General features: G+C 68.1%; 20 protein-coding genes and 2 pseudogenes. 12 read left to right on the forward strand and 10 right to left on the reverse strand.

The annotated features are described in order from the left end of the window. The first annotated feature begins 8 nt into the window (after positions 1-8). From ABH915_RS08325 to ABH915_RS08370, 10 genes and pseudogenes are all read left to right on the forward strand, one after another. Complete coding sequence (locus ABH915_RS08325) at positions 9-392, forward strand: hypothetical protein (RefSeq protein ID WP_370119832.1); 384 nt, start codon at positions 9-11, stop codon at positions 390-392. After that, positions 389-1,202, forward strand: a pseudogene (locus tag ABH915_RS08330) (TlyA family RNA methyltransferase). Before ABH915_RS08325 ends, ABH915_RS08330 begins: the two are co-directional and overlap by 4 nt. A 22-nt stretch (positions 1,203-1,224) precedes the next feature. After that, on the forward strand, positions 1,225-2,250 hold the full coding sequence (locus ABH915_RS08335) for an NAD kinase (protein ID WP_026538753.1): 1,026 nt from the start codon (positions 1,225-1,227) through the stop codon (positions 2,248-2,250). 3 nt (positions 2,251-2,253) lie between these two features. Then, entirely contained in the window at positions 2,254-3,990 is a 1,737-nt protein-coding gene (gene recN, locus ABH915_RS08340; RefSeq protein WP_370119835.1) for a DNA repair protein RecN, read from the forward strand. A 99-nt stretch (positions 3,991-4,089) separates the two neighbouring features. Next, complete coding sequence (locus ABH915_RS08345) at positions 4,090-5,883, forward strand: CTP synthase (protein WP_370119837.1); 1,794 nt, start codon at positions 4,090-4,092, stop codon at positions 5,881-5,883. A gap of 27 nt (positions 5,884-5,910) precedes the next feature. Continuing rightward, complete coding sequence (locus ABH915_RS08350; RefSeq protein WP_370119840.1) at positions 5,911-6,576, forward strand: NUDIX domain-containing protein; 666 nt, start codon at positions 5,911-5,913, stop codon at positions 6,574-6,576. Between the two features lie 89 nt (positions 6,577-6,665). Continuing rightward, positions 6,666-7,616, forward strand: a complete 951-nt coding sequence (gene xerD, locus ABH915_RS08355) for a site-specific tyrosine recombinase XerD (protein ID WP_370119843.1) — start codon at positions 6,666-6,668, stop codon at positions 7,614-7,616. A 112-nt stretch (positions 7,617-7,728) separates the two neighbouring features. Next, complete coding sequence (locus ABH915_RS08360; protein ID WP_370119846.1) at positions 7,729-8,250, forward strand: RNA polymerase sigma factor; 522 nt, start codon at positions 7,729-7,731, stop codon at positions 8,248-8,250. Between the two features lie 368 nt (positions 8,251-8,618). Continuing rightward, positions 8,619-9,032 carry a hypothetical protein gene (locus tag ABH915_RS08365; RefSeq protein WP_370119849.1) on the forward strand — a complete coding sequence of 138 codons (414 nt, stop codon included), beginning with the start codon at positions 8,619-8,621 and terminating at the stop codon, positions 9,030-9,032. Between the two features lie 35 nt (positions 9,033-9,067). Continuing rightward, positions 9,068-9,550 carry an 8-oxo-dGTP diphosphatase gene (locus tag ABH915_RS08370; RefSeq protein WP_018772283.1) on the forward strand — a complete coding sequence of 161 codons (483 nt, stop codon included), beginning with the start codon at positions 9,068-9,070 and terminating at the stop codon, positions 9,548-9,550. Positions 9,551-9,645: 95 nt separating this feature from the next. Here ABH915_RS08370 and ABH915_RS08375 read toward each other — a convergent pair whose 3' ends face one another. The 4 genes from ABH915_RS08375 to ABH915_RS08390 all read right to left on the reverse strand — a co-directional run bounded on the left by ABH915_RS08375 (position 9,646) and on the right by ABH915_RS08390 (position 13,923). Then, positions 9,646-10,785 carry a bifunctional 2-methylcitrate synthase/citrate synthase gene (locus ABH915_RS08375; protein ID WP_370119852.1) on the reverse strand — a complete coding sequence of 380 codons (1,140 nt, stop codon included), beginning with the start codon at positions 10,783-10,785 and terminating at the stop codon, positions 9,646-9,648. Between the two features lie 62 nt (positions 10,786-10,847). Next, complete coding sequence (gene prpB / locus ABH915_RS08380) at positions 10,848-11,750, reverse strand: methylisocitrate lyase (RefSeq protein WP_370119855.1); 903 nt, start codon at positions 11,748-11,750, stop codon at positions 10,848-10,850. Further along, on the reverse strand, positions 11,751-13,271 hold the full coding sequence (locus ABH915_RS08385; RefSeq protein WP_370119858.1) for an MmgE/PrpD family protein: 1,521 nt from the start codon (positions 13,269-13,271) through the stop codon (positions 11,751-11,753). Continuing rightward, the gene (locus ABH915_RS08390) at positions 13,264-13,923 is read right to left on the reverse strand and encodes a GntR family transcriptional regulator (protein ID WP_370124970.1); all 660 of its coding nucleotides are present in this window, start codon (positions 13,921-13,923) and stop codon (positions 13,264-13,266) included. Before ABH915_RS08390 ends, ABH915_RS08385 begins: the two co-directional genes overlap by 8 nt. A gap of 187 nt (positions 13,924-14,110) precedes the next feature. Between ABH915_RS08390 and ABH915_RS08395 the strand changes: the two genes are divergently transcribed. After that, the gene (locus ABH915_RS08395) at positions 14,111-16,021 is read left to right on the forward strand and encodes an AMP-binding protein (RefSeq protein ID WP_370124971.1); all 1,911 of its coding nucleotides are present in this window, start codon (positions 14,111-14,113) and stop codon (positions 16,019-16,021) included. Positions 16,022-16,037: 16 nt separating this feature from the next. Here the strand turns inward: ABH915_RS08395 and ABH915_RS08400 are convergent, their stop codons facing one another. From ABH915_RS08400 to ABH915_RS08410, 3 genes and pseudogenes are all read right to left on the reverse strand, one after another. Continuing rightward, positions 16,038-16,562 (reverse strand): hypothetical protein, encoded by a 525-nt coding sequence (locus tag ABH915_RS08400; RefSeq protein WP_370119861.1) that lies wholly within the window; start codon positions 16,560-16,562, stop codon positions 16,038-16,040. A gap of 347 nt (positions 16,563-16,909) precedes the next feature. Then, complete coding sequence (locus ABH915_RS08405) at positions 16,910-17,629, reverse strand: response regulator (protein ID WP_018772289.1); 720 nt, start codon at positions 17,627-17,629, stop codon at positions 16,910-16,912. Further along, positions 17,626-19,336: pseudogene (locus ABH915_RS08410) on the reverse strand (ATP-binding protein). Before ABH915_RS08410 ends, ABH915_RS08405 begins: the two are co-directional and overlap by 4 nt. Positions 19,337-19,473: 137 nt before the next feature. On the opposite strand from ABH915_RS08410, the gene ABH915_RS08415 reads away from it, so the two are divergent. Continuing rightward, positions 19,474-20,850, forward strand: coding sequence for a cation:dicarboxylate symporter family transporter (locus tag ABH915_RS08415; RefSeq protein WP_370119865.1), 1,377 nt, complete (start codon positions 19,474-19,476; stop codon positions 20,848-20,850). 122 nt (positions 20,851-20,972) lie between these two features. Here the strand turns inward: ABH915_RS08415 and ABH915_RS08420 are convergent, their stop codons facing one another. Genes ABH915_RS08420 through ABH915_RS08430 form a run of 3 tightly spaced genes read right to left on the reverse strand, consistent with a single transcriptional unit; the run spans position 20,973 to position 23,968 of the window. Further along, positions 20,973-21,722: an ABC transporter ATP-binding protein gene (locus ABH915_RS08420; RefSeq protein WP_370119867.1), complete on the reverse strand. Its 750-nt coding sequence runs from the start codon at positions 21,720-21,722 to the stop codon at positions 20,973-20,975. Further along, a complete protein-coding gene (locus tag ABH915_RS08425) occupies positions 21,715-22,821 on the reverse strand; it encodes a FecCD family ABC transporter permease (protein ID WP_370119869.1) in 1,107 nt (368 codons plus the stop codon). The genes ABH915_RS08420 and ABH915_RS08425 overlap by 8 nt, the downstream gene beginning before the upstream one ends. Continuing rightward, positions 22,781-23,968, reverse strand: coding sequence for an ABC transporter substrate-binding protein (locus tag ABH915_RS08430; protein ID WP_370119872.1), 1,188 nt, complete (start codon positions 23,966-23,968; stop codon positions 22,781-22,783). The genes ABH915_RS08425 and ABH915_RS08430 overlap by 41 nt, the downstream gene beginning before the upstream one ends. Positions 23,969-24,097: the final 129 nt, after the last annotated feature.

Here is a 24,097-nt window from a genome sequence, read left to right on the forward strand (position 1 = left end):
CTGGACAAATGAGCGAGCTACACCCGGGACTAAACCAAGCCCCACACCAACAGCCGGCTGGGGCGCCGACCCCTGCGGCCGACGTCGCGTGGCCGGAGCTGCCGTCGGAACAGTTCCCGGCGGACCTGCGTGGGCATGCGGCACCAGAACATGCGGCACCAGAACGCGCGGCACCTGGACAGCAAACCGGAGAGCCGCAGGCAGCAGTCCTGGACCCGGCCGTCAACGCCGTGCTGGACCTCCTCGGGGCCGTGCGGCAGACGCCTGTGTCCGGACACGGCGAAGTCTATGCCGGCATGCACGATGCCCTGCTGGAGGCCCTGAACGAAGACGTGGCCGGCCACGCCGGCATGGCGCGCCGTATCCACGCCGCGGGGGACGGGGGATCGTGAGCCGGCTGGACCAGACGCTCGTCAGCCGGGGGCTCGCCAGGTCCCGGACCCATGCCGCCCGGCTGATTTCCGAGGGCAAGGTGAGCTCCGGCGGCGAGGTCCTCGCCAAGGCGTCCCTGCAGGTGGCGGATGACGCCGCGCTGGACGTCACGGCCTCGGCCGAGGACGGCTACGTCAGCCGCGCCGGGCACAAGCTGGCCGGCGCGCTGGATGCCTTTCCCGCCATCGACGTTGCAGGCAAACGGTGCCTCGACGCCGGTGCCTCCACCCGGCGGGTTCACCGATGTGCTGCTTCGGCGCGGTGCCGCCCACGTGGTGGCCGTCGACGTGGGGCACGGCCAGCTGGTGCCGGAAATCCGGAATGACCCCCGGGTTTCCGTGCACGAAGGACTCAACGTCCGTTACATGGCGCCCGCGGAAATCGGCGGGCCGGCTGCGCTGACGGTGGCTGATCTGTCCTTCATCTCGCTGACGCTCGTCGTGGCGCCACTCGCGGCCTGCACCGCACCCGGCGGCGACCTCGTCCTCATGGTCAAACCACAGTTCGAGATCGGCAAGGACCGGCTGGGCCGGACCGGCGTGGTCACCTCGGAACGCGAACGCCGGCTCGCCGTGGGCAAAGTGGCTGCCGCCGCCGTGGACGCGGGCCTGGCCCTGTCAGGCCTCGCCCAAAGCCCGCTGCCGGGCCAGGACGGCAATGTCGAATACTTCCTGTGGATAAAACGCGCGATGTCGGAAGTCCCGCCTAAGATCGAGGAGCGGGACGCAGCCGTTGCTGCGTTGCTCGGAACAATCTGGCCGAACCACTAGTACCACCAGAAGGCGGAACCTGATGAGCAGGCGTGTCCTGATCCTGGCCCACACAGGGCGCGAGGAGTCCCTCAAGGCTGCCTGGGAAGCGTGTGCCCTGCTGCACGAATCCGGTCTGGTCCCCGTGCTGCAGGAGAACGAGCTCGGCGACATGGTCCGCTTCTTCGGCCGGCTCGACCACCCGGTCGAGGTCCTTCACGACCACGTGAAGCTGCCCGAGGTGGAACTGGTCATGGTGCTCGGCGGGGACGGCACCATCCTCCGGGCCGCCGAACTGGTCCGCGAAGTCGACGTGCCGCTGCTCGGAGTGAACCTCGGCCACGTGGGGTTCCTGGCCGAGAGCGAACGGGCCGACCTCGCCCAGACCGTTGAGTGGATCGCCAGCCGTGACTACACGGTGGAGGAGCGCATGACGATCGACGTCCAGGTCTGGGTCCGCGGACAAAAGATCTGGCACACCTGGGCCCTGAACGAGGCCGCGATCGAAAAAGGCAACCGGGAACGGATGCTTGAGGTGGTCACCGAAGTCGACGAACGCCCCCTGACCTCATTCGGCTGCGACGGCGTGGTCCTGGCCACGCCCACAGGCTCCACGGCCTACGCGTTTTCCGCCGGCGGTCCCGTGGTGTGGCCCGAGGTCGAGGCCCTCCTGATCGTGCCGATCAGCGCCCATGCCCTCTTCGCGAAGCCGCTCGTGGTCTCGCCCCGGTCCCGGCTCGCGGTCGAGATCCTGAACCGCACCGATGCCCAGGGCGTCCTCTGGTGCGACGGCCGCCGCTCGGTGGATCTGCCGCCCGGCGCGCGCGTCGAAGTGACCCGCTCCGCGACGCCCGTCCGGCTGGCCAGGACACACCAGACCCCCTTCTCGGGCAGGCTCGTGCGCAAATTCCAGCTCCCCATCCAGGGCTGGCGCGGCCCCGTGCCCCAAACCCGGGCCATCCACACCGGCCCCCTCCCGATCATCCGCACGCCCCGTCCCATGCCGCCGCTGCCCTCGCCGCGCCACGAGGGAACTGCTGACGGGCCCGACCCCTCGACTGCGAAGTGAACCATGCTTGAAGAACTGCGTATCCGCGACCTCGGCGTCATCACCGACGCCACCCTGCCGCTGGGCCCGGGCCTCAGCGTGGTGACCGGTGAAACCGGCGCCGGCAAGACCATGGTGGTCACCGCCGTCGGGCTGCTCCTCGGCGCCAGGTCCGACGCCGGCGCCGTCCGCAGCGGCGCGAAGAGCGCCTCGGCCGAGGCCGTGCTGAAGCTCGACGCGGGCCACGCTGCCGTCGCGCGGTCCCGGGAAGCCGGGGCCGAGGTGGAGGAGTTCGACGGCGGTGTGGAACTGCTGCTTGCCCGCAGCGTAGGAGCCGACGGCCGCAGCCGCGCCTATCTGGGCGGACGCGCCGCGCCGGTCGGGGTGCTGGCCGAAATTGGCGAAACCCTCGTGGTGGTGCACGGACAGTCAGACCAGATCCGGCTCAAAAGCCCAGTGGCGCAACGCGGCGCCTTGGACAAGTTCGCGGGCGAGAGCCTTGCGGCCGCACTTGCCGCCTATCAGGACCTCCACGCCCACTGGCATGCCAGCCAGGGCGAGCTGGACTCCCTGCGCAGTGCCGCGCGTGAACGCCTCCGCGAGGCCGAGTCGCTGCAGGTTGCCCTGGCCGAGATCGACGCCGTGGACCCGCAGCCGGGGGAGGACGATGCCCTCAAGGCCGAGGCCGTGAAACTGGCCAACGTCGAGGAACTGCGGATCGCGGCCAGCACCGCCCACCAGGCGCTCATCGCCGAGGACTTCGGTGAAGAAGCCGACGCCACCACCCTCGTGGACGCCGCCAAACGCACCCTCGAGCACGTAGCCGAACACGACGAGGAGCTGGGCTCTGCCGCGGCACGGCTGGCCGAGGTCGGTTTCCTGCTCAACGACATTGCCGCGGAACTCGCCAGCTACCAGGCCGCCCTTGACACGGAGGGCCCGGAACGGCTCGCCGAAATCGAAGACCGCCGGGCCGCGCTGGCCAAGCTGGTCCGCAAGTACGCGCCGAGCATCGACGAGGTGCTGGTCTGGGCCGCGGAGGCCCGGGCCCGGCACGAGGAACTTCAGGACGACTCCACCCGGATCGAATCGCTGGACGCCGAGGTCGCCCGGGCCGAAACCGAGCTCCGGAAGAAGGCCGCCGCGATCAGCAAGGCCCGGACGAAGGCAGCCAAGGACCTCTCCGCGCGGGTCAGCGCCGAGCTCACGGCGCTGGCCATGGCAGATGCCACCCTGGTCATCAACGTGGAGCCCACAGGCCAGCTGGGACCGTTCGGGGCCGATGAGATCTCCTTCCTGCTGCAGCCGCACTCCGGCGCTCCGGCCCGGCCGTTGGGCAAAGGCGCCTCGGGCGGTGAACTCTCCCGCGTCATGCTCGCCATCGAGGTGGTGCTGGCCGCCGTCGACCCCGTCCCGACGTTTGTCTTCGACGAGGTCGACGCCGGCGTCGGCGGCCGTGCCGCCGTCGAGATCGGGCGCCGGCTGGCGATGCTGGCCCAGCACGTCCAGGTCCTCGTGGTGACCCACCTGCCGCAGGTGGCCGCGTTCGCGAACCAGCACATTAGGGTCACCAAGACGTCCGTGCGGGGCGCTGACGGCGCTACCGCCACCGGCTTCACCTCCAGCGACGTGCAGCTGCTGGACGAGGCCGACCGCGTCCGCGAGTTGGCCCGCATGCTGGCCGGCCAGGAGGACTCCGAATCGGCACAGGCCCACGCCAAGGAGTTGCTGGACGACGCCAAACTCCTCCCGCAGAGCTAGGCGGCCCGGAGGGACCTCCGCAAGGAATCCCGCAAGGACCGCTGCTAGGACAACAATCACATCGGGATCCCGCCAAGGAACCCGTGGAAGGCCGAATTGATGATAAGCTCAAACCCCGTGGTGCAGCGATCAAACTCTCGTGTAAATTCCCGGTTTCCGGGCTCGTCCAAGACGACCAAACACATCTTCGTCACCGGTGGTGTAGCGTCCTCGCTCGGTAAGGGACTGACGGCTTCGAGCCTCGGCCACCTCCTGCGGGCACGCGGTCTGTCTGTAACAATGCAAAAGCTCGATCCCTATTTGAATGTGGATCCGGGCACGATGAACCCCTTCCAGCACGGCGAAGTCTTCGTCACTGACGACGGCGCCGAAACGGACCTGGACATCGGCCACTACGAGCGCTTCCTCGATGAAAACCTCGAAGGATCGGCCAACGTCACAACCGGCCAGGTCTACTCGACCGTCATCGCGAAGGAACGCCGCGGCGAATACCTCGGCGACACCGTTCAAGTCATCCCGCACATCACCGATGAGATCAAGCGGCGCATGCGGCTTCCCGCCGAGGGCAAGAACGCCCCCGACGTCATCATCACCGAAATCGGCGGCACGGTGGGCGACATCGAGTCCCAGCCGTTCCTCGAATCCGCCCGCCAGGTCCGCCAGGACATCGGCCGCGGAAATGTGTTCTTCCTCCACGTGTCCCTCGTGCCGTATATCGGCCCGTCGCAGGAGCTGAAGACCAAGCCGACGCAGCACTCCGTTGCCGCGCTGCGCTCCATCGGCATCCAGCCCGAGGCAATCGTGATCCGGTCGGACCGCGAAGTCCCGCAGCCGATGCGCGACAAGATCGGCCGCATGTGCGACGTCGACATCGACGCCGTGATCGGCTGCCCGGACGCGCCGAGCATCTACGACATCCCGAAGACCCTGCACTCCCAGGGCCTGGATTCGTACATCGTCCGCGCCCTGGACCTGCCGTTCAAGGATGTGGACTGGACCAGCTGGGACAAGCTGCTCGACGCCGTCCACAACCCGAAGCACGAAGTTGAGATCGCGCTCGTGGGCAAGTACATCGACCTGCCGGACGCCTACCTGTCCGTCACGGAGGCCCTGCGCGCCGGCGGCTTCGCCAATGACACCAAGGTCAAGATCCGCTGGGTCCCCTCGGACGAATGCGAAACCCGCGAAGGCGCCGTGCAGTCCCTGGCCGGCGTCGACGCCATCTGCGTTCCGGGAGGCTTCGGCATCCGCGGCCTGGAAGGCAAACTCGGCGCCCTGAAGTACGCCCGCGAAACCAAGCTCCCCGTCCTGGGCCTGTGCCTGGGCCTGCAGTGCATGGTGATCGAGTACGCCCGCAACGTAGTCGGCCTCGAGGGAGCATCCTCGTCCGAGTTCGAGCCGGACTCCAAGTACCCCGTCATCGCCACGATGGAAGAGCAGTTGGACATCGTTGACGGCAAGGGCGACCTCGGCGGCACTATGCGCCTGGGCTTGTACGAAGCCAAGCTCGACGAAGGCTCCGTCGTCGCCGAGACGTACGGCGCCACGAAGGTCAGCGAACGGCACCGCCACCGCTACGAGGTCAACAACAAGTACCGCGACCAGATCGCCGCCAAGGGCCTGTCGTTCTCCGGAACGTCGCCCGATGGCAAACTGGTCGAGTTCGTGGAACTTCCCCGCGACGTCCACCCGTACTACGTGGCCACGCAGGCGCACCCCGAGCTCAGCTCGCGGCCCACGCGCCCGCACCCGCTGTTCGCGGGCTTGATCGAGGCTGCCCTTGGCCACCAGCGGGCCGCCAACGGCGCGCCCGCTGCAAGCAGCAGCGCCAGCGCCAAGGCCGATGCCCCGGCACCCGCGCCCAAGCCCTCGTCGGCAGCAGTGTCCAAGTAATTTCCAACTGAATCAAAGGACGGCGCGATGCCCGGTATGTCTGAGACCCCCAATGCTGCACGGCAGGTTTCGGATGAGCCGAGCCCGCGCCGTCTTTTGTCATCCCGGAAGGTGTACGAAGGCAGGATCTGGGATGTCGTCAGCGACAGTTTCCAGCTCAACGACGACGGCGACACCCTGGTCCGGGACTACATCGACCATCCCGGCGCGGTGGCGGTTCTCCCGATGAACGACGACGGCGAGGTGCTGCTGCTCCGGCAGTACCGGCACCCCGTCGGCATGGACCTCTGGGAGATCCCCGCCGGGCTGCTTGACGTCGAAGGGGAGGACTTCGTCGTCGGGGCCGCCCGCGAACTGGCCGAGGAAGCGGACCTCGTGGCGGACCGCTGGAACGTGCTGGCCGACTTCTTCAACTCCCCGGGCTCCTCCAGCGAGGCCATCCGCATCTACCTGGCCCGCGGCCTGAGCGAGGTGCCCGGACATGAGCGGCACGTCCGCACCGACGAGGAAGCCGAAATCGAACTGCACTGGACCCCGCTGGACGAGGCCGTGCAGGCGGTCCTTGACGGCCGCCTGCACAACCCGTCCGCCGTCGTCGGCGTCCTGGCCGCTGCCGCCGCCCGTGCGGGCAACTTTGAAAGCCTCCGCCCGGCCGACGCGCCCTGGCCCGCCCATCCCAGCCAGCGCCGCTAGTGGAACCGCTGATTGCCGAGCCGCCGGCTCCTGTTCAACATCCGGCCCCGGCGCAGGCAGCTGCTCCCGGGCGCCCGCCCGCCCGGCCGTTGACGGCAATCGACCGCGCAATCACTGATTACCTGCAGCACATGGGCGTGGAGCGGGGCCTCGCGGCCAACACCCTCTCCGCCTACCGGCGGGACCTGGCCCGCTACGCCAGGCATCTGGCCAACGCCGGCCGGGAACGACCGGCCGAGATCACCCGGCACGACGTCACCGGCTTCGTTCAGGCGCTCTCCGACGGGTCCGACGGCGGCTCCGCCCTGGGCATCCGTTCGGCGGCCCGGACGGTCGTGGCCGTGCGCGGACTCCACAAGTTCTGGGCCCTCGAAGGCGTCACGTCCACCGACCCGGCCAGCGACGTCCACCCGCCCATGCCCGGCAAGCGGCTGCCCAAGGCCATCAGCGTCGACGAGGTCACCCGGATCCTGGAGGCGGCAGGTACGGATACGGCAACCGGCCTGCGCGACCGCGCGCTGCTTGAGTTCCTTTATTCCACCGGTGCCCGCATCAGCGAAGCCGTGGGCCTGGATGTTGACGACATCTCCCTGCACACCGCCGGCGAGTCAGATGGAGGCGACGGGCCCGCGATCGTCAGGCTCTTCGGCAAGGGCTCCAAGGAACGCCTCGTCCCGCTTGGGTCCTACGGGGCACGCGCCCTGGACGCCTACCTCGTCCGCGGCCGGCCCCTGCTGGCCACCAAAGGCAAGGGCACCCCTGCCCTGTTCCTCAACGCCCGCGGCGGCAGGATCAGCCGGCAAAGCGCCTGGACCATTTTGAAGGCGGCGGCGGACAAGGCCCACATCACCAAAGACGTTTCGCCGCACACGCTGCGGCACTCCTTCGCCACCCACCTGCTGGAAGGCGGCGCCGATGTCCGGGTGGTCCAGGAACTGCTGGGGCACGCCTCGGTGACCACCACGCAGGTCTACACCCAGGTGACGGCCGATACGCTGCGGGAGATCTACGCCGCCGCGCACCCGCGCGCGCTGGGCTAAGGCAAAGTCCGCCGGTTCCGGCACGGTGCGCCGGCTCCTGCAAACTTTTTTGCCGGTCCGTGTAAGAAAACACCATTCACAGGACACTTACACATCAGGAAGAAGTCATCCGATGTCCGGGGGAACCACCATGTTGGCTGCCAAAGAGCAAGCATTCATTGATCTGCACACTCAGCACTCCGCGCGGGTATACCGCTACATTGCCTGCCGTATCAGCGACCGGCACCGCGCCGAGGAACTGGCTGCGGACGTCTTCAGAATCGCCTGGGAAAAGGAGCTCGCCGAACCGCCCGGCATTGGCTGGCTGTTGGCGACGGCCCGGAATGTAATCGGCAATGAGTACAAGGGCCGCCGTCGCCGCCAGGAACTCGTCGAACGGCTCAAAGATGACGTCCGCCACCGATTCCCCGAGCCGAACGATGAAGAACGGGCCGCCGTGGCAGAGGTGCTGGTTCAGCTCAAGGAGCGGGACCGCGAGGTCCTCATGCTCAGCTACTGGGACGAGCTGACCATCGCTGAACTGGCGCAGACGCTGGGATGTTCTTCTTCCGCTGCCGCGGTTCGCCTGCACCGTGCACGCCGGGCGTTCGCGAAAGCTGCCCCCTCACATCTGATGACCGAACGGAAGGACTAGCCATGGACCGCATCGAACAGCTCATGAAGGATGCGAAACCTCGGGTGGGAGCGCCGGGAGCAGAGCCCGGAAGCGACCCTGCCCGCTCGATCGTATTTTCCACGGATCCGAATATCGTCCGTTTGGCAGGGCGCACTCCGGCACGACGCAATGCCGTGCGGGCTGCGGCCGCAACTGTACTGGCCGCTGCGGCCGTCGTTGGCGCGGTGGTTGTCGGCGGCAATCTGATGCCGCAACCAGCACCCGGGCCGGCCCGGACGGGCATCCCGGCGCCGACGGTCTCCGCCAGCCCGTCGCCGTCGTCCCCAACCCCGTCCGCTGCCTCACCAGCCGCATCGTCCCCCACAGCGAGTGCCGCAGCCGGAGCCTTGAGCACCGGCGGCGTCGCCTGCACCATGGCGAACGTCGACCAGCAGCGCAATGACCGGCAACGGGCCATCCAACCGATTCCCGCCGCCGAGCAGGCTTACTACACGGTGCTGGGCTGTGCCGATGGCTGGCTCGCGTATTCCATCTCCGATGACGGGGTCCGGGCGCTCGGGCTCGACGGCGGCAACGCGTGGTATCAGATTGCCAAATTGCAGAACGGGCGTTTCCTCTGCGACTTCCGGCAGGAATGGTCCAGCGTTTTCACCTGGAAGTTCCAGGCTTTGAACAATGATGTCTCGCAAAACGGGCAGCAACTCACGCCGCAGCAGGCCATGGACAAGGAATTCGCGGACAAGGGGATACCCGTCGAACTGAGGCCGCAGCTTGTCGGCGACGGTCCGGCCGCCGGATAGCGCCGGCAGCCTGCGGCAGCTATAGGGTTGAGCACATGAAGCTCACGCCAGTCACTCTCTGCTTCCCGCTCCGTGATGCGGGGACCGGCACCGAGGTGCTGCTGGGCCTGAAAAGGACCGGCTTCGGCATCGGCAAAATCGTGGGCATCGGCGGCCACGTGGAACCGGGGGAGAGCGACGCCGAGGCAGTGGTCCGTGAGGTCTGGGAAGAGGCCGGCATCGTGGTGCTCCAAGAGGACCTGGCCCACGCCGGCATCGTCGAGTTCATCTTTCCCGCTAGGCCCGACTGGAACATGTCGTGCCGGCTCTTCACCACCCGGCGGTGGGAAGGCGAACCCGCCGAGAGCCCGGAAATCACGCCCGAGTGGTTCGATGCAGCGTTCTTGCCGCTGGAGCGGATGTGGCAGGATGCGGGGCACTGGCTGCCCCCGGCGCTGGCAGGTGAAACGATCGACGTCGTCGTGGTCCTCAATGAGGACAACGAGACCGTGGCGTCGGTCCGGATCCCGCCACGCTGAGGTCCGGGACGAAGCAGCACGGGCCGGCCACCCATCAATGGGTGGCCGGCCCGTGCTGACTGTCCGGTCTCGCGTGCGTTTTGCAGGAAGCCCTGCTACGCCAGGTGCCGTTCCTCGACGCCGTTGTACTCGCTCAGCGGACGGATCAGGGAGTTCGAATCCAGCTGCTCCATGATGTGCGCCGTCCAGCCCGTGATGCGGCTGGCGACGAACAGCGGAGTGAAGGTGGCGGTGTCGAAGCCCATGAGGTGGTACGTGGGTCCGGTCGGGTAGTCGAGGTTCGGTTTGATCCCCTTCGCCTCATCCATCGCCGTTTCGAGCCCGTTGTACAGGCCCAGCAGCTCCGGCCGGCCGTAGTGCGCGATCATCTTGTCCAGGGCGGCCTTCATGGTGGGCACCCGGGAGTCGCCGTGCTTATAGACGCGGTGGCCGAAGCCCATGACCTTCTTCTTGTGGGCCAGGGCGTCCTCCATCCAAGCCTTGGCCCGGACGTGGGCGTCCTCCAGTGACTCCTCCGGCCGGATGCCGATCTCGTCAAAAGTGTGCATGACGGCCTCGTTGGCCCCGCCGTGCAGCGAGCCTTTCAGGGCGCCGATGGCGCCGGTCACGGCCGAGTGCAGGTCCGAGAGCGTGGACGTGATCACGCGGGCCGTGAAAGTGGAGGCATTGAAGGAGTGCTCGGCGTACAAGATCATGGAGACATTGAATGCGTCGACTACTTCGGGGACGGCTTCCTCACCAAACGTCATCCAGAGGAAGTTGGCGTCGTATCCCAGGTCCTCGCGGGGTTCCACCACGTCCTGGCCGCGCCGGCGCCGCTGGTCGTAGGCCACCACGGCCGGCATTGCCGCGAACAGATCGATGGCCTTGGCCAGGTTGGCTTCGCGCGAGGCGTCCTCGGCGAGGGGGTGCCGGGCCCCCAACACCGAGGTGGCAGTCCGGCAGACATCCATGGGGTGCGCGGTGGTGGGCAGCGCGTCAATCACCTGTTTGACGACCGGATCCAGGGCACGCCCGGCGCGTTCGGCGGCGGTGAACTCCGCGAGCTGCTCCGCGTTGGGCAGCTCGCCGTTCCAGAGCAGGTACGCGACTTCCTCGAAGCTGCACTTGGCAGCCAGTTCCTGGACAGGGTAGCCGCGGTACAGCAGCGAGTTCGTGTCCGGGTTGACCTTGGAGACCGCGGTGTAGTCCACCACGACGCCGGCGAGGCCCTTTTTAATGTCCTGTTCAGCCATGCTGAAACTCCTTTGTTCCTAACGCCTGTATACCGGCACGTGCCGGAGGTTCTGTGCGGGGCTTACTTGCCGGGGATCTGGAAATTAAAGACTCCGGTATCGAAACGGTTGTAAGCCTCGTAATCAACGAGATCGTACAAACGCGCACGGGTCAGCATGCTTCCAACCTGTGCCTCCTGGGTTCCGTCGGCCTTAATCGATTCCAGAGTACGCTCCGCAGCGCCCATGGCACTACGGAGCAGCGTCACCGGATAAATGACCATATTGACGCCGACGCCGGCCAGCTCCTCCACGGTGAACAGGGCACTCTGGCCGAATTCGGTCATGTTGGCCAGGATCGGGACGTCGACGGCGTCGCGGATGGCCTGGAATTCGGCCAGGTCCTTCATCGCCTCGGGGAAGATCGCGTCCGCGCCGGCTTCCACGAGCGCTTTGGCGCGCTCCTGGGCGGCCTCGAGCCCGTCCGTGGCGCGGATGTCGGTCCGGGCCATGATCAGGAAGTTCGGGTCGCGGCGGGCGTCGGCCGCGGCCCGGATCCTCTTGGTGGCGGTCTCCAGGTCCACGACGTTCTTCCCGTCGAGGTGGCCGCAGCGCTTGGGGTTGAACTGGTCCTCGATGTGGCAGCCGGCCAGGCCGGCGTTCTCGAGTTCCTGCACCGACCGGGCCACGTTCATGGGCTCGCCGAAGCCGGTGTCGGCGTCGACGATTGCCGGCAGGTCCGTCATCCGGGCGATTTGCCCGGCGCGGGTGGCCACCTCCGTGAGTGTGGTCAGCCCGATGTCCGGCAGGCCCAGGTCATTGGCGAGGACGGCGCCGGAAATGTACACCCCGGCGAAGCCCTTCTCCTCGATCAGCCGCGCCGAGAGCGGGTTGAACGCGCCGGGGAACTGGGCGATGGTGCCGGACGCGAGGAGTCCGCGGAACCGGATCCGCTTCTGCTCCGGCGTGACCTTCGAATACAACATTTAGAAGAGTCCCTTCGGGGCGCCGGCGAGGTCGATCACGCCGTCGGCGGCCTGGATGTTCAGCTGGTCCAGCTCGCCGGCGGCGAGCTCGGGGAGCCGCGCGGCGGCGGCAAGGAAGCGCTCGATCTCCTCATCGGCCACCAGGCCGGCGGCGAGGGTGCGGAACTTGTTGACGTACTGCTCCCGGGCGAACGGCCGGGCGCCCAGCGGGTGGGCATCGGCGACGGCGATCGACTCGGTGATGACCGTGCCGTCCTTCAGCGTGATCTCCACGGTGCCGCCGAAGGCCTTCTCGGCGATGTCCAGGGAGTGGTAGCGCCGGGTCCATTCCGGATCCTCGACCGTGGTGACCTTGTGCCAGAGTTCCACGGTGTCGGGGCGGGCGGCGCGTTCCGGGGCGTAGGAGTCCACGTGGTGCCAGGTGCCGTCCTGCAGGGCGACGGTGAAAATGTACGGGATCGAGTGGTCCAGCGTCTCGCGGCTGGCCGTGGGATCGTACTTCTGCGGGTCGTTGGCGCCGGAGCCGATCACGTAGTGCGTGTGGTGGCTGGTCTTGATCAGCACGGACTCGACGTTGGCCGGGTCGGTGACCTCGGGGTGTTCGCCGTTGAGCTTGCGGGCGAGGTCGATCCACGCCTGGGCCTGGTATTCGGCCGAGTGTTCCTTGGTGTAGGTGTCCATGATGGCCCGCTTGGCCTCGCCGGCCTCGGGCAGCGGCACGGTGTAGGAGGCGTCCGGGCCGTCCAGCATCCAGGCGATCACGCCGTCTTCGCCCTCGTAGATCGGCACGGGGGAGGTCTGGCCGCGCATCGCCCGGTCCGCGGATTCGACGGCCATCTTGCCGGCGAACGCGGGGGCGTGCGCCTTCCAGGTGGAGATTTCGCCCTTGCGGGACTGCCGGGTGGCGGTGGTGGTGTGCAGCGCCTGGCCGACGGACTGGAAAATGGTCTCGACGTCGAGGCCCAGCAGTGTGCCGATGCCGGCGGCGGCGGACGGGCCGAGGTGGGCCACGTGGTCGATCTTGTGCTTGTGCAGGCAGATGGCCTTGACCAGGTTGACCTGGATCTCGTAGCCGGTGGCGATCCCGCGGACCAAGTCCCGGCCGCTGGAGCCGACGTGCTGGGCGACGGCCAGGATCGGAGGGATGTTGTCACCCGGGTGCGAGTAATCCGCGGCCAGGAAGGTGTCGTGGTAATCGAGTTCACGGACCGCGACGCCGTTGGCCCAGGCGGCCCATTCGGGGGAGACGCGTTCCTCGATGCCAAAGACCTTGGAGCCCTTGCCGCCGGTGCTGGGGCCGTGGGTGAGGGCCTGGGCGCGGGCCGCGACGATCGGGGCGCGGTTCAGCGACGCGATCGCCACCGACGCGTTGTCGATGATCCGGTTGATCACCATGTCGGTGACCTCATCGGTGACCTCCACGGGATCCGCGGCGACCTTGGCGATCTTGTAGGCGAGCTGGTCCTCGCGGCCCAGGTTTTCCTCGCTCTTGTAAACGCGGACGTGGTGTTCCTTAACCATGGTGCTCCCTTTGCTGAGGTGTATGGGTGGCTTTGACGTGCGAAAGACTGCGGTGCAGGTGAAGCGTGGTGGCGGCCTCGGCCAGGCGCGGGTTCCCGGCTGCGATCGCCTCGGCGATGGCCGCGTGCTCGGCGGCCGCGGCCGTAAGCCGGGCGGCGTCGTCGGCGGCCAGGCGCCGGACACGCACGAGGTGGACGCGGAGGCTGCGCATGGCCTGGACGAGATAGGCGTTGGAGATGGCGGCGTCGATTGCCGCGTCCAGCCGTCCGACCAGTCCGTAGTAGTCGTGCAGGGCCGGATCCTGGCCGCCGATCAGTTCCGGGGCCTGGAGCAGTTCGCGTCGCAGCTGTTCGAACGTTGCGGGGTCGCCGCGCTCGGCGGCCAGGGCCGCGGCCCTGCCTTCGAGTGTTTCGCGCAGTTCGAACAGTTCGTCGATGTCGTCCAGGGAAATGTCGGTGACGACGACGCCGCGCCCGCCCGCCGTCGTCGTCAGCCCTTCGGCCGTGAGCCGGCTCAGGGCCTCCCGCAGCGGGGTGCGGGAGATGCCGAGGCGCGCCGACTGTTCCACCTCCGCAAGCACGGTTCCGGGCAGGAGGCGCCATTCGATGATGTCGTCGCGCAGGGCCGCGTAGGCCTTGTCGCTGGCACGCATCCTGCCTCCTTCGGCGATGGCTTGGTCGGGATCGAACATCATCAGTGTATACACGCAGCGGTCCTTTGCCCAGCAATTGCCGCCTGCGGGGGATAAATAGCCGAGTTGTGTATACATGACCCTTGTCTCGCCGGTCCGCCCCCGCTTACCATGGCAGCATCACAACGTCGTGGACAGGATGTACGTCATGGTCACCAAGAACTACCAGGCCGCCTATGAACGGAGCCTGGAACATCCCGCAGAGTTCTGGCTGGAGGCCGCGGAAGGGATCTCCTGGCAGACGCCACCGCGGCAGGCCCTCGATGCGGGCCGGGCGCCCCTCTATGACTGGTTTCCGGACGGGGTCCTGAACACCTCGTACAACGCCCTCGACCGGCACGTCGCCCAGGGCAGGGGTGAGCAGGACGCCCTGGTCTACGACTCCGCGATGTTGGGCATCCGGCAGAGCTATACCTATGCGGAACTGACGGACCTCGTGGCCCGGTTCGCCGGTGTCCTGCGCCGCAGCGGCGTCGGCAAGGGCGACCGTGTGGTGATTTACATGCCGATGATCCCCGAGGCCGCGATTGCGATGCTGGCCACCGCACGGCTCGGCGCCGTGCACTCGGTCGTCTTCGGCGGGTTCGCCCCCAAGGAACTCGCCGCCCGCATCCGCGACGCGGCCCCGGCGGCGGTGGTGACGGCGTCCGGCGGCATCGAGCCGTCGCGCCGGATTGAATACCTGCCCGCCGTCGCCGAGGCCCTCGGCATCGCAGGCGCACCGGACACGCCCGTCCTGGTCAAGGCCAGAGAGGGCTTCAGTTCGTCTGTTTCCTCCATGGCGGCCGGGCACCCCGGGTGGCTCGACTGGGACGCCGAGATGGCTTCCGCCGAGGCGGCCGCGCCGGTGGACGTCGCGGCGACGGACCCGCTGTACATTCTCTATACCTCGGGCACCACCGGCTCGCCCAAGGGCGTGGTGCGGGACAACGGCGGCCACGCCGTGGCCCTGAAATGGACCATGGAAAACCTCTATGACATCGGCCCAGGCGACGTCATGTGGACCGCCTCGGATGTCGGCTGGGTGGTGGGCCACTCCTACATCGTCTACGGGCCGCTGCTGGCCGGCGCCACCACCGTGCTGTACGAAGGCAAGCCGGTGGGCACGCCCGACGCCGGCGCCTTCTGGCGGGTCATCCAGGACCACAAGGTCAACGTGCTGTTCACGGCGCCGACCGCGCTGCGGGCCATCCGCAAGGCCGACCCGGAGGGCCGGCTCCTGGACAAGTACGATATTTCCAGCCTGCGCACCCTGTTCGCGGCCGGCGAGCGGCTGGACACCGACACCTTCCACTGGGCCTCCCGGGTGCTCGGTGTTCCGGTGGTCGATCACTGGTGGCAGACGGAGACGGGCTGGGCCATCTGCGCCAACCCCCGCGGCCTCGGCGGACTGCCGATCAAGGCCGGCTCGCCGAGCGTCCCGATGCCCGGCTTCCGGCTCAACATCGTCGACGGCGCGGGCGGCGACGTCGAGGCCGGCACGGAAGGCAACATCGTCCTGGGACTGCCGCTGCCGCCCGGCACCCTCACCACGCTCTGGCGCAACGACGACCGCTACATTTCCTCCTACCTGCAGGCGTTCGATGGCTACTACGCCACCGGCGACTCCGGTTACCGGGACGAGGACGGCTATGTCTTTGTCATGGGCCGCACCGACGACATCATCAACGTCGCCGGGCACCGGCTCTCCACCGGCGCCATGGAACAGGTGATCGGCCAGCACCCGGCGGTCGCCGAATGCGCGGTGATCGGCCTCGCCGACCCGCTCAAGGGCCAGCGGCCCAGCGGCTACGTGGTCCTCAAATCCGGAGTGGACGTTGAGGAGGACATCCTGGCCAAGGACCTGATCGCCCTGGTCCGGCGCGACATCGGGGCCGTGGCGGACTTCAAGCACGTCACCGTGGTGGACGCCCTGCCCAAGACCCGCTCGGGCAAGATCCTGCGCAAGACCATGCGCCAGATCGCCGACGGCGAGAACTACGTGGTGCCCTCCACGATCGAGGACGCCGGCGTGATCGAGGCGCTGCTCGAGACCCTGCGCCCTGCCGCTACCGAGTAGCGGGGGGACCCGAACGCTATGGCCGCGGCGCCGTTTCTACGGATTCCACGGCATAGGGTTTAGTCGCAGACCGCTGCAGTGGATAACGCAGGCGCGTCTGGTAAGGGACGTCCCGGAACGTGGCCCTGGGGTCCAACTGGATGACCAGGAGTGGTTCGTCGCGGGCGGAGTCCACCCGCACCACCAAGCCGTCCCGCCGCCCGTCCACAAGCAGTGGGGTCGCCGGCTCCACCGCGGTCTGCTGAAGACGTTCCTGATGTTCAGGACCGGCAGCCAGAAAGAGGATCCCGTGGGCGGCGCCGACGACTGTAAGCGGGATGACCGCGTCAGGCGGCAGGGGTGCCGCGGTGGGCTGGGGTTGCACGTGGTCTGCCTGCGCAGACGTGGCCCCGGCTGCTTTGACGATCCTGTCGCATTTCTGGCACCGGGTCCGTGCCGTGACGTCGGCCAACAGGGTGACGCGCAGTCCTCTGGGGGCGTGGTCCCATTTGTCGGCCACAACCTGGCACCACGCCGTGTGGTATTCCTTCCCGTACTTCATCACGTAAACATGGCCATCGCCGAGAAGGGGCGCCCCCTCCCGCCCGGTGGCCGGCTGGAGCCGGCCGGGCCGTCTGGCATCTGCGCGGGCGGGATCGCTGGCCTTGAGGTACTTGCGGATCAGTGGACTGAGTTGCCGGTTTGCTCGCGGAATTGCGGGGCCTTCCTGTGCGGCGTGAGTGCGCTTCCCCCAATACCCCCTGACTAGCTTGATGGCTTCTCCCGCAAGTTGCCAGTCGGGGCTGCGAGACGGTCAGCGGGGATGACAGCGTGCTGAAGATCCCGCCGCCGGTGACGCTCCACAGCGAGCACGCTGGCCAGCTACCCGCGGCCCCGATGGTCAGCCACTTACGTCTGCGGCCGGTTCCAGCGGTATTCGTTCTCCGGCCTGCCGGGGGTGCCGTAGCGGGCGGCGCGGGAGACTGTGCCGGCGTCGGCGAGGTACTCGAGGTAGCGCCGGGCGGTGACCCGGGACATGCCGAGCGACTCCATGACCTCGCTGGCCGACACCGCCCCGGCCTGGTGCTTGATGAAGTCCTTTACTGATTCCAGGGTGGAGACGGACAATCCCTTGGGCAGCGACACTTCGGAGGGGGCCCGCAGGCTCGCGAAGGCCTGGTCCACATCACTTTGGGAGGCTCCGGTCCCGGGCTTTCCCGTCCGGGGCGAGGCCAGTTGCTCGCGGAACTGCCGGTAGCTGGCGAGCTTGTCCGCGAACGTGGCGTAGGTGAACGGCTTGATCAGGTACTGGACCACGCCCGTGGCCACCGCGCTGCGGACGATGTTCAGCTCCCGCACGGCGGTGATGGCGATAATGTCCGCGAACAGTCCCGCCGCCCGCATCCGGCGTGCGATGTCCAGCCCGTGCAGGTCCGGGAGGTTCATGTCCAGCAGGACGAGCTCCACCGGATTGCCGGCCGCAGAGAATTCGGTGAGCAGGCGCAGGGCGGACTGCCCGTCGGGCGCGGAACCGGCCAGGGTGAAACCGTCCAGCCTCTCGATGTAGGCGGCGTGCGCCGCGGCAGCAATGGGCTCATCTTCGACGACGAGCACCCGGATCTCGCTCATGGCTGTCCCTCTGTTGTGACCGGCGGTGTTGTGACCGGCAGCGTGACGCGGAAGAGTGCTCCGGCCGGGCTGGTGATTGTCATGGTACCGCCCAGGCGCTGGACGGACTGGCGGACCAAGGCCAGGCCGAGGCCGCGTCCGAACGGTCCCGGGGCCTTGGTGCTGAAGCCGTGCCGGAAGACGTCTTCCACGGCCGCCGGGTCGATTCCGGGGCCGCTGTCCTCCACCGTGATCTCCAGGGCGGAGCCGGTGGTCTCGACGGTCAGTTCCACGAGCCTGGGAGCCGGCGCCTCGGCCGCGGCGTCGATGGCATTGTCCAGCAGGTTCCCCAGGATGGCCACGAGGTCCTGCACGGCCAGCCCCGTCACCGCCGTCGAACCGCCGGCATTAAGGGTCAGCTCGACGCCGCGTTCGTGTGCTTCGGCTGCCTTGCCCATGATCAGGGCCCCAAGCACCGGTTCCTCGATGGAACTCACTAGGTCATCGCTCAGGCGCTGGCTGAGTTCCAGGTCCTTGGTGGCGAAGTCCAGCGCCTCGGGGCCCCGGCCCAGTTCCATGAGCGAGACGATGGTGTGGAGCCGGTTGGCGTGCTCATGGGTCTGGGCGCGGAGCGCGTCCGAGAGCGTGCGCATGGTCTCGAGTTCACTGCCCAGGGATTCGATTTCGGTACGGTCCCGGATGGTGGCAACGGTTCCGTAGACAGGGGCGCCAGAGACGGCGGCGCCGGACACCGCTCCACGCTGGCGGGCGCCGGCAGACTCGGGTCCCACCGCGGGGCCCTGGTTGACCACGAGGATCCGCGAGCCGGTCAGGTGGATCTCATCCAGGGCGGTCCGCCCCGATTCGAAGAGCTCCTTGAGGCTGGGGGCCAAGGGCAACTCCGCGAGGGAGGGCGCCGCCCGGCGCCCGCCCCCCGCAGCGCCGCCGCCGTCCGCGCCGGGAGGGGGACCGCCGTCGGCGGACTGTTTCCTCAGCCCGAGCAGTTCGGCGGCCTGGTCGTTGTACATCACCACTTTGCCCTTGGGGTCGATGAGGATCACGCCCTCACGCACCGAATGCAGCACCGATTCGTAGTACGCGAAGAGCTGGCCCAGCTCTTCCGGGCCCCAGCCGCGGGTTACCCGGCGCAGGTACCGGCCCAGGAGCCAGGCCGCCGCCGAACCGCCGGCCAGCAGCGCCAGGCTGATGGCCAGCAGCGCCGGCAGCCGGCCGGAGAGTGCAACGTCCACCGTCCGGACCGTCACGCCCGCGGCCACGAGCGCCCGGACCTTGCCGTCGGCATCCTTGACCGGGGCGATGGTGCGCACCGACGGGCCGAGGGTACCGGCCATGACTTCCGTGAACACCTGGCCATGGAGGGCCGCGTCGATGGAACCGATATACGGTTTGCCCAGTTCCTCATCGCGCGGGTGGGTCCAGCGGGTACGGTCCGGGGCCATGATCGTGACGAAATCCGCGTCGGCGTCGTTCATGATCTTCAGGGCATACGGCTGCAGCAGGGCCGTGGGATTGGCCGTGTCCGCCGCCGCCAGGACGAAGGGGGCATCGGCGACGGTGGTGGCGATGCCGGCCATCCGACGTCCGGCTTCCTCATAGGCGTGATCGCGCGCGTCGAGGAACACCGCCGTGCCTACGATGGCCGTCAGGGCCACCGAACAGCAGATTGGCCGCAAACAGCCTGCGGGCGATGCTCCAGCGCCGGATCATCAACACCTTCCATGACCAATATGAACGCAAGGGTGATGCGCGTCACCTTCTCATCAATGATGGGGTTACACGCAAGAAGGACAAGAGCGGACCACAGCCAGGACCGCACCAAGTCCAGCCTATCCAAGGAGAACACCATGGCCTCTCAACGAGGAGAGTCAGCAGCACCGGCCGCCGCTCCGGCCAAGAAGCGCAAGGGACTGGACAAGTCCCACTACCTCTACATCGCTGTCATCGTCGCGGTGATTGCGGGTGCCGTTATCGGTCTGCTGTTCCCCGAGGTCGGCAAATCCCTCAAGCCGCTCGGCGACGGCTTCATCAAACTCATCAAGATGATGATCGCGCCCGTGATCTTCTGCACGATCGTGCTGGGCATCGGCTCCATCGCCAAGGCGGCCACGGTCGGCAAGGTCGGCGGCCTGGCGCTCGCCTACTTTGTGGTCATGTCCACGTTCGCCCTGGCGATCGGCCTCGTGGTCGGCAACCTGATCCACCCGGGCGAGGGCCTCAAGCTCGCCCCCTATGATCCGAACAAGAAGGCGGCAGCCGACAGCACCGTTGACTTCCTGCTGGGCATCATCCCGGGCGACATTCCCGTGTTGCCGACGCTCCTCGCCGCGATCCTGGTCGGCTTCGCGCTGCAGAAGATGGGCCCGCAGGGAGCCCCGATCCTCAAGGCCGTCGGTTACGGACAGGCCCTCGTCTTCCGCATCCTCATCATGATCATGTGGCTGGCCCCGGTCGGAGCCTTCGGCGCGATCGCCGCGGTGGTCGGTGCCACCGGCTTCCAGGCCATCATCAGCATGGCAACCCTGATGGGCGCCTTCTACATCACGTGCGCCCTGTTCATCGTCGTGATCCTCGGCGGTTTGCTCAAGGCGGTCGCGGGCGTCAGCATCTTCAAGCTCATGAAGTACCTCGGCCGCGAATACCTGCTGATCTTCTCCACGTCCTCCTCCGAAGCCGCGCTGCCCCGCCTGATCGCGAAGATGGAACACCTCGGCGTGTCCAAGCCGGTCGTGGGTGTCACGGTCCCCACCGGCTACTCCTTCAACCTGGACGGGACCGCCATCTACCTGACCATGGCCGCGCTGTTCGTCGCCAACGCCATGGGCACGCCGCTGGACCTGGGCGCCCAGGTCTCCCTGCTGGTCTTCATGATCATCGCCTCCAAGGGTGCCGCCGGCGTCACCGGCGCCGGGCTGGCCACGCTGGCAGCCGGGCTCCAGGCGCACGCACCCCAACTGCTGGGCGGTGTGGGCATGATCGTCGGCATCGACCGGTTCATGTCCGAGGCGCGCGCCCTGACCAACTTCACCGGCAACGCCGTCGCCACAGTGCTGATCGGCACCTGGGTCAAGGAGATCGACGGCGGACGCGTGGACCGTGTCCTCGCCGGTGCCGAGCCGTTCGACGAAGAGACGATGCTGGCCGGCCACTCCGGTGCAGAGGACGCCGCCGAACAGCCGGCACAGCCGGCACAGCCGGGACAACCGGTCCTGGCGCACGCCTGACCGCACGCCTGCACCTTCCTGGTCCCGGCCGCGATCCCCGGCCGCGGCCGGACCGGACGCACTACCGCTCGATGACGCCCAGGCGCCCGGCAGCCCAGCTGCCGGGCGCCTGGGCGTTCGGATCAGCCCTCGTCGGCGCCGAACGGGGTGACCACGGTGCGGCGGGGCGTGCCGGCGTCGTCGTAGTTCAGGGTGCTGACGCGGACGCCGTACAGCGCCGAAAGCTGCGCATCGGCGAGGAGCGGCCCGGCGGGCCCGGTCACCACCCCCTCGGCGCCCATGAGGACCACCGAGTCTGCGAGGAACAGGGCGTGGTCCGGGTGATGGGTGCTCACGAGCAACGACATCCCGGTCCGCACGAGTTCCCTCAGGAGCTGGAGAACCCGGACCTGGTTTTTCAGGTCCAGCCCGGTGGAAGGCTCATCCAGGACGAGGAGCCGCGAACCGCCCGCGATGGCCCGTGCAATGAGGACCAGCTGCTGCTCGCCCCCGCTCAGGGTCGGAAACAGCCGGTCGGCCAGGGCGGCGATCCCCACCCGGTCCATGGCGTGGAGCGCGGCGGCCCTGTCCCGGCTGCCGGGGGTGCGGAAGACGCCGATGTGGCGGGCACGGCCCATGACCACCATCTCCAGGGCGGGGTAGCCGAACGTGCTGCCGCGCGCCTGGGGGACATAGCCGGCCGTCTCGGACCTGCGCACCGCACCCTCCCGCACGGCCAGCATGCCGGCCGCGCAGCGCACCAGGGTTGTCTTGCCGCTGCCGTTGGGCCCCAGGACCGCGGTCACGGTGCCCGGGGGCACCGAGAAGCTGAGATCCTTGAACACCCACTTCTCGGGTGAATAGCCAAACCCTGCCCCGCGCAGCTCAAGCACCGTCCCAGATCCTTTCCCGGTTCCGGCGCAGCAGTACGAAGAAGACCGGTGCCCCGATCAGGGCGGTCAGGACGCCCAACGGGATTTCCCCGGCCGTGGCGGTGCGCGCAATGGTGTCGACGGCGATCAGGTAGGCCCCGCCCAGCAGGAATGAGACCGGCAGCAGCACGCGGTGGTCCGGGCCCACCCACATGCGTGCGAGGTGCGGGATGACCAGCCCCACCCAGCTGATGACGCCGCTGACGGCGACGGCGCCGGCAACCATGAGGGCCACGGCGGCGAGGACCACCCAGCGCAGGGGGCGCGGCCGGAGCCCCAGGGCGGTGGCGTCATCGTCCCCGAGCGAGAGCACATTGATCCGCCATCGCAGTGCCAGCAGGACGACGCCGCCGGCAGCGATCGGAATGAGGGCCACCAGCACTTTCGCCCACGTAGCGGTGGAGACACTGCCGAGCAACCAGAAGACGATGGCGGGCAGGGTGGTGAACGGGTCCGCCAGATACGTCACCAGGGCCACCAGGGCGGAGAAGAACGAGGCTGTGACGATTCCTCCGAGGACCACCATGAGGATGTGGGCGCCGCCCCGCCCGGACGTGATGAGGAAGACGATTCCCAGTGCCAGCAACCCGAAGCCGAACGACCCGCCCACGAGGGCGACCGGGCCCAGGCCCAGCAGCAGGGCCAGGGCACCGCCGAAGGAGGCTCCCGAGGAGACGCCGATGACCTCCGGGCTGACCAGGGGATTGCGGAACACGGCCTGCAGGGCTGCACCGCCGATTGCGAGGGCGCCGCCGACCAGCAGGGCGAGCAGGACCCTGGGCAACCTGACCAGCAGCACCACGTTTTCCTCGGCCGCGGGAAGGTCCGGGCCGAAGGGAACTATTCGGGAGGCCAGGATCTGTACGACGTGGTCGAGGGGAACGTTGTAGCGGCCGCTGGCGAGGGCCAGGGCGGACACGGCTGCCAGGACGGCGCCTGCGAGCAGGCAGGGACCGATGACCTGGCGCAGCTTCGATCCCCGGCGGCCGCCAGGGGGTCCCGTGGTCAGAGGCTGGGCCTCACGAAGCATCGAACTGCCGGTAGTTGGCCGAGGTGCCATTGGCTTCGGTCCACAGGATCTTGTCCAGCTCCGACGCCGATGGCCGGTAGCGGTACAGGAAATCGAAGTAGCCGCTTGTCTCGTCCCTCAGCGCGGAGCGGTTGCCGGAGGGGAAACTGACATCGGTGAGCCAGCGCCACATCAGTGGTGACTCCTGGCCGGGGGGATCCCAGCGGTAGCCGCCCAGCGGGACCTTGTAGACGCGGCGGGAGCGCACGGCGGAGACGCTTTGCCACACCGGGTTGCCGTAGACGTCGGCGGGCATCGCGTCGTCGAAGTTCCCGAGCAGGATGATCTCCGGATCCCAGGCAAGGACCTGTTCGACGTCCACGCCCACCATGCCCTTGCCCTGGAGGCCCTGCGGGCCGGTGGCGGGGTTGTGTGCCCCGATGAGCTTGATGTAGAAGTCGTTGTAGCTGCCGTTCCCGGCGACCTTGAGTCCGCCGCTGAACCGGTTGAAGTAGATGATGCCCGGGCCGCCGGTGCCGCGGGCGGCGGCCTCGGCCTGGATGGCCTTCTGTTGCCCGTCGCTGCGCGCCTTCATCTGCACAGCCCGGTCCGGGCGCCCCAGCATCGTTGCGAAGAGCGCAGTCCACGTGTCCACGTCCTGCTGCGTGCCGGTGTTCGTGATGCCCAGGACCTTCATCCCGGCCTGTTCCAGCGGTGCCGTCAGTTGCGCATCGCTCCACTGGACCACGACGTCGGGGTTCAGCGCCCGGATGCTTTCGACATTGGGCGTGAAGTCGGTCGTGGCGATGTCGTGCGGGATGTTCAGGGCCTCCGGGTACATGGCGCCCATGGCGCCGTCGCGCATCGCCACCCAGGAGGCGTTGTGCATCCCGGCGAGATGGCCGGCGCCCTGGTCGACGGCGGCCAGCAAGGAGGCGGCCGGCATGGGGATGGTCACCACCCGGGTGACCGGGCGGTCGAAACTCAGGACCGTCCCGCGCTGGTCCGTGACCTGGATCCCGGCAGTGCCGGAGGCGGAACCCGATGGCGCAGTACCTGCTGTGCCTGCTTGCGGCGTTGACTGTGGCGTGGACTGTGGCGATGTGCCGGCCGGGGCACAGGAAGCGAGGAACAGCGCCCCTCCGCCGTAGAGGGCCGCTGCCAGTACAGATCGTCGGTTGGCTTCGGGGATGCTCATCGGCCTACCTCCCGGGAAGGACCGCGCGCAACGGCCATTCGCTCCGCGCCGGCCACAGCAAGGATCCCGGTGCGGCATTTCCTCACAGCATCCGCCGAATGCGCAGGGGTGTCAATGCCGCAAACGCGG

This window comes from Arthrobacter sp. MW3 TE3886, from assembly GCF_041262145.1.
Lineage (GTDB): Bacteria > Actinomycetota > Actinomycetes > Actinomycetales > Micrococcaceae > Arthrobacter.

Excerpts from the sequence above, each read along its gene's own strand:
- ABH915_RS08325 (WP_370119832.1), top strand. The coding sequence starts at position 9 with ATGAGCGAGCTACACCCGGGACTAAACCAAGCCCCACACCAACAGCCG.
- ABH915_RS08335 (WP_026538753.1), top strand. The coding sequence starts at position 1,225 with ATGAGCAGGCGTGTCCTGATCCTGGCCCACACAGGGCGCGAGGAGTCC.
- recN (WP_370119835.1), top strand. The coding sequence starts at position 2,254 with ATGCTTGAAGAACTGCGTATCCGCGACCTCGGCGTCATCACCGACGCC.
- ABH915_RS08345 (WP_370119837.1), top strand. The coding sequence starts at position 4,090 with ATGATAAGCTCAAACCCCGTGGTGCAGCGATCAAACTCTCGTGTAAAT.
- ABH915_RS08350 (WP_370119840.1), top strand. The coding sequence starts at position 5,911 with ATGCCCGGTATGTCTGAGACCCCCAATGCTGCACGGCAGGTTTCGGAT.
- ABH915_RS08360 (WP_370119846.1), top strand. The coding sequence starts at position 7,729 with ATGTCCGGGGGAACCACCATGTTGGCTGCCAAAGAGCAAGCATTCATT.
- ABH915_RS08370 (WP_018772283.1), top strand. The coding sequence starts at position 9,068 with ATGAAGCTCACGCCAGTCACTCTCTGCTTCCCGCTCCGTGATGCGGGG.
- ABH915_RS08375 (WP_370119852.1), bottom strand. The coding sequence starts at position 10,785 with ATGGCTGAACAGGACATTAAAAAGGGCCTCGCCGGCGTCGTGGTGGAC.
- prpB (WP_370119855.1), bottom strand. The coding sequence starts at position 11,750 with ATGTTGTATTCGAAGGTCACGCCGGAGCAGAAGCGGATCCGGTTCCGC.
- ABH915_RS08385 (WP_370119858.1), bottom strand. The coding sequence starts at position 13,271 with ATGGTTAAGGAACACCACGTCCGCGTTTACAAGAGCGAGGAAAACCTG.
- ABH915_RS08390 (WP_370124970.1), bottom strand. The coding sequence starts at position 13,923 with ATGCGTGCCAGCGACAAGGCCTACGCGGCCCTGCGCGACGACATCATC.
- ABH915_RS08395 (WP_370124971.1), top strand. The coding sequence starts at position 14,111 with ATGGTCACCAAGAACTACCAGGCCGCCTATGAACGGAGCCTGGAACAT.
- ABH915_RS08400 (WP_370119861.1), bottom strand. The coding sequence starts at position 16,562 with ATGAAGTACGGGAAGGAATACCACACGGCGTGGTGCCAGGTTGTGGCC.
- ABH915_RS08405 (WP_018772289.1), bottom strand. The coding sequence starts at position 17,629 with ATGAGCGAGATCCGGGTGCTCGTCGTCGAAGATGAGCCCATTGCTGCC.
- ABH915_RS08415 (WP_370119865.1), top strand. The coding sequence starts at position 19,474 with ATGGCCTCTCAACGAGGAGAGTCAGCAGCACCGGCCGCCGCTCCGGCC.
- ABH915_RS08425 (WP_370119869.1), bottom strand. The coding sequence starts at position 22,821 with ATGGCACCTCGGCCAACTACCGGCAGTTCGATGCTTCGTGAGGCCCAG.
- ABH915_RS08430 (WP_370119872.1), bottom strand. The coding sequence starts at position 23,968 with ATGAGCATCCCCGAAGCCAACCGACGATCTGTACTGGCAGCGGCCCTC.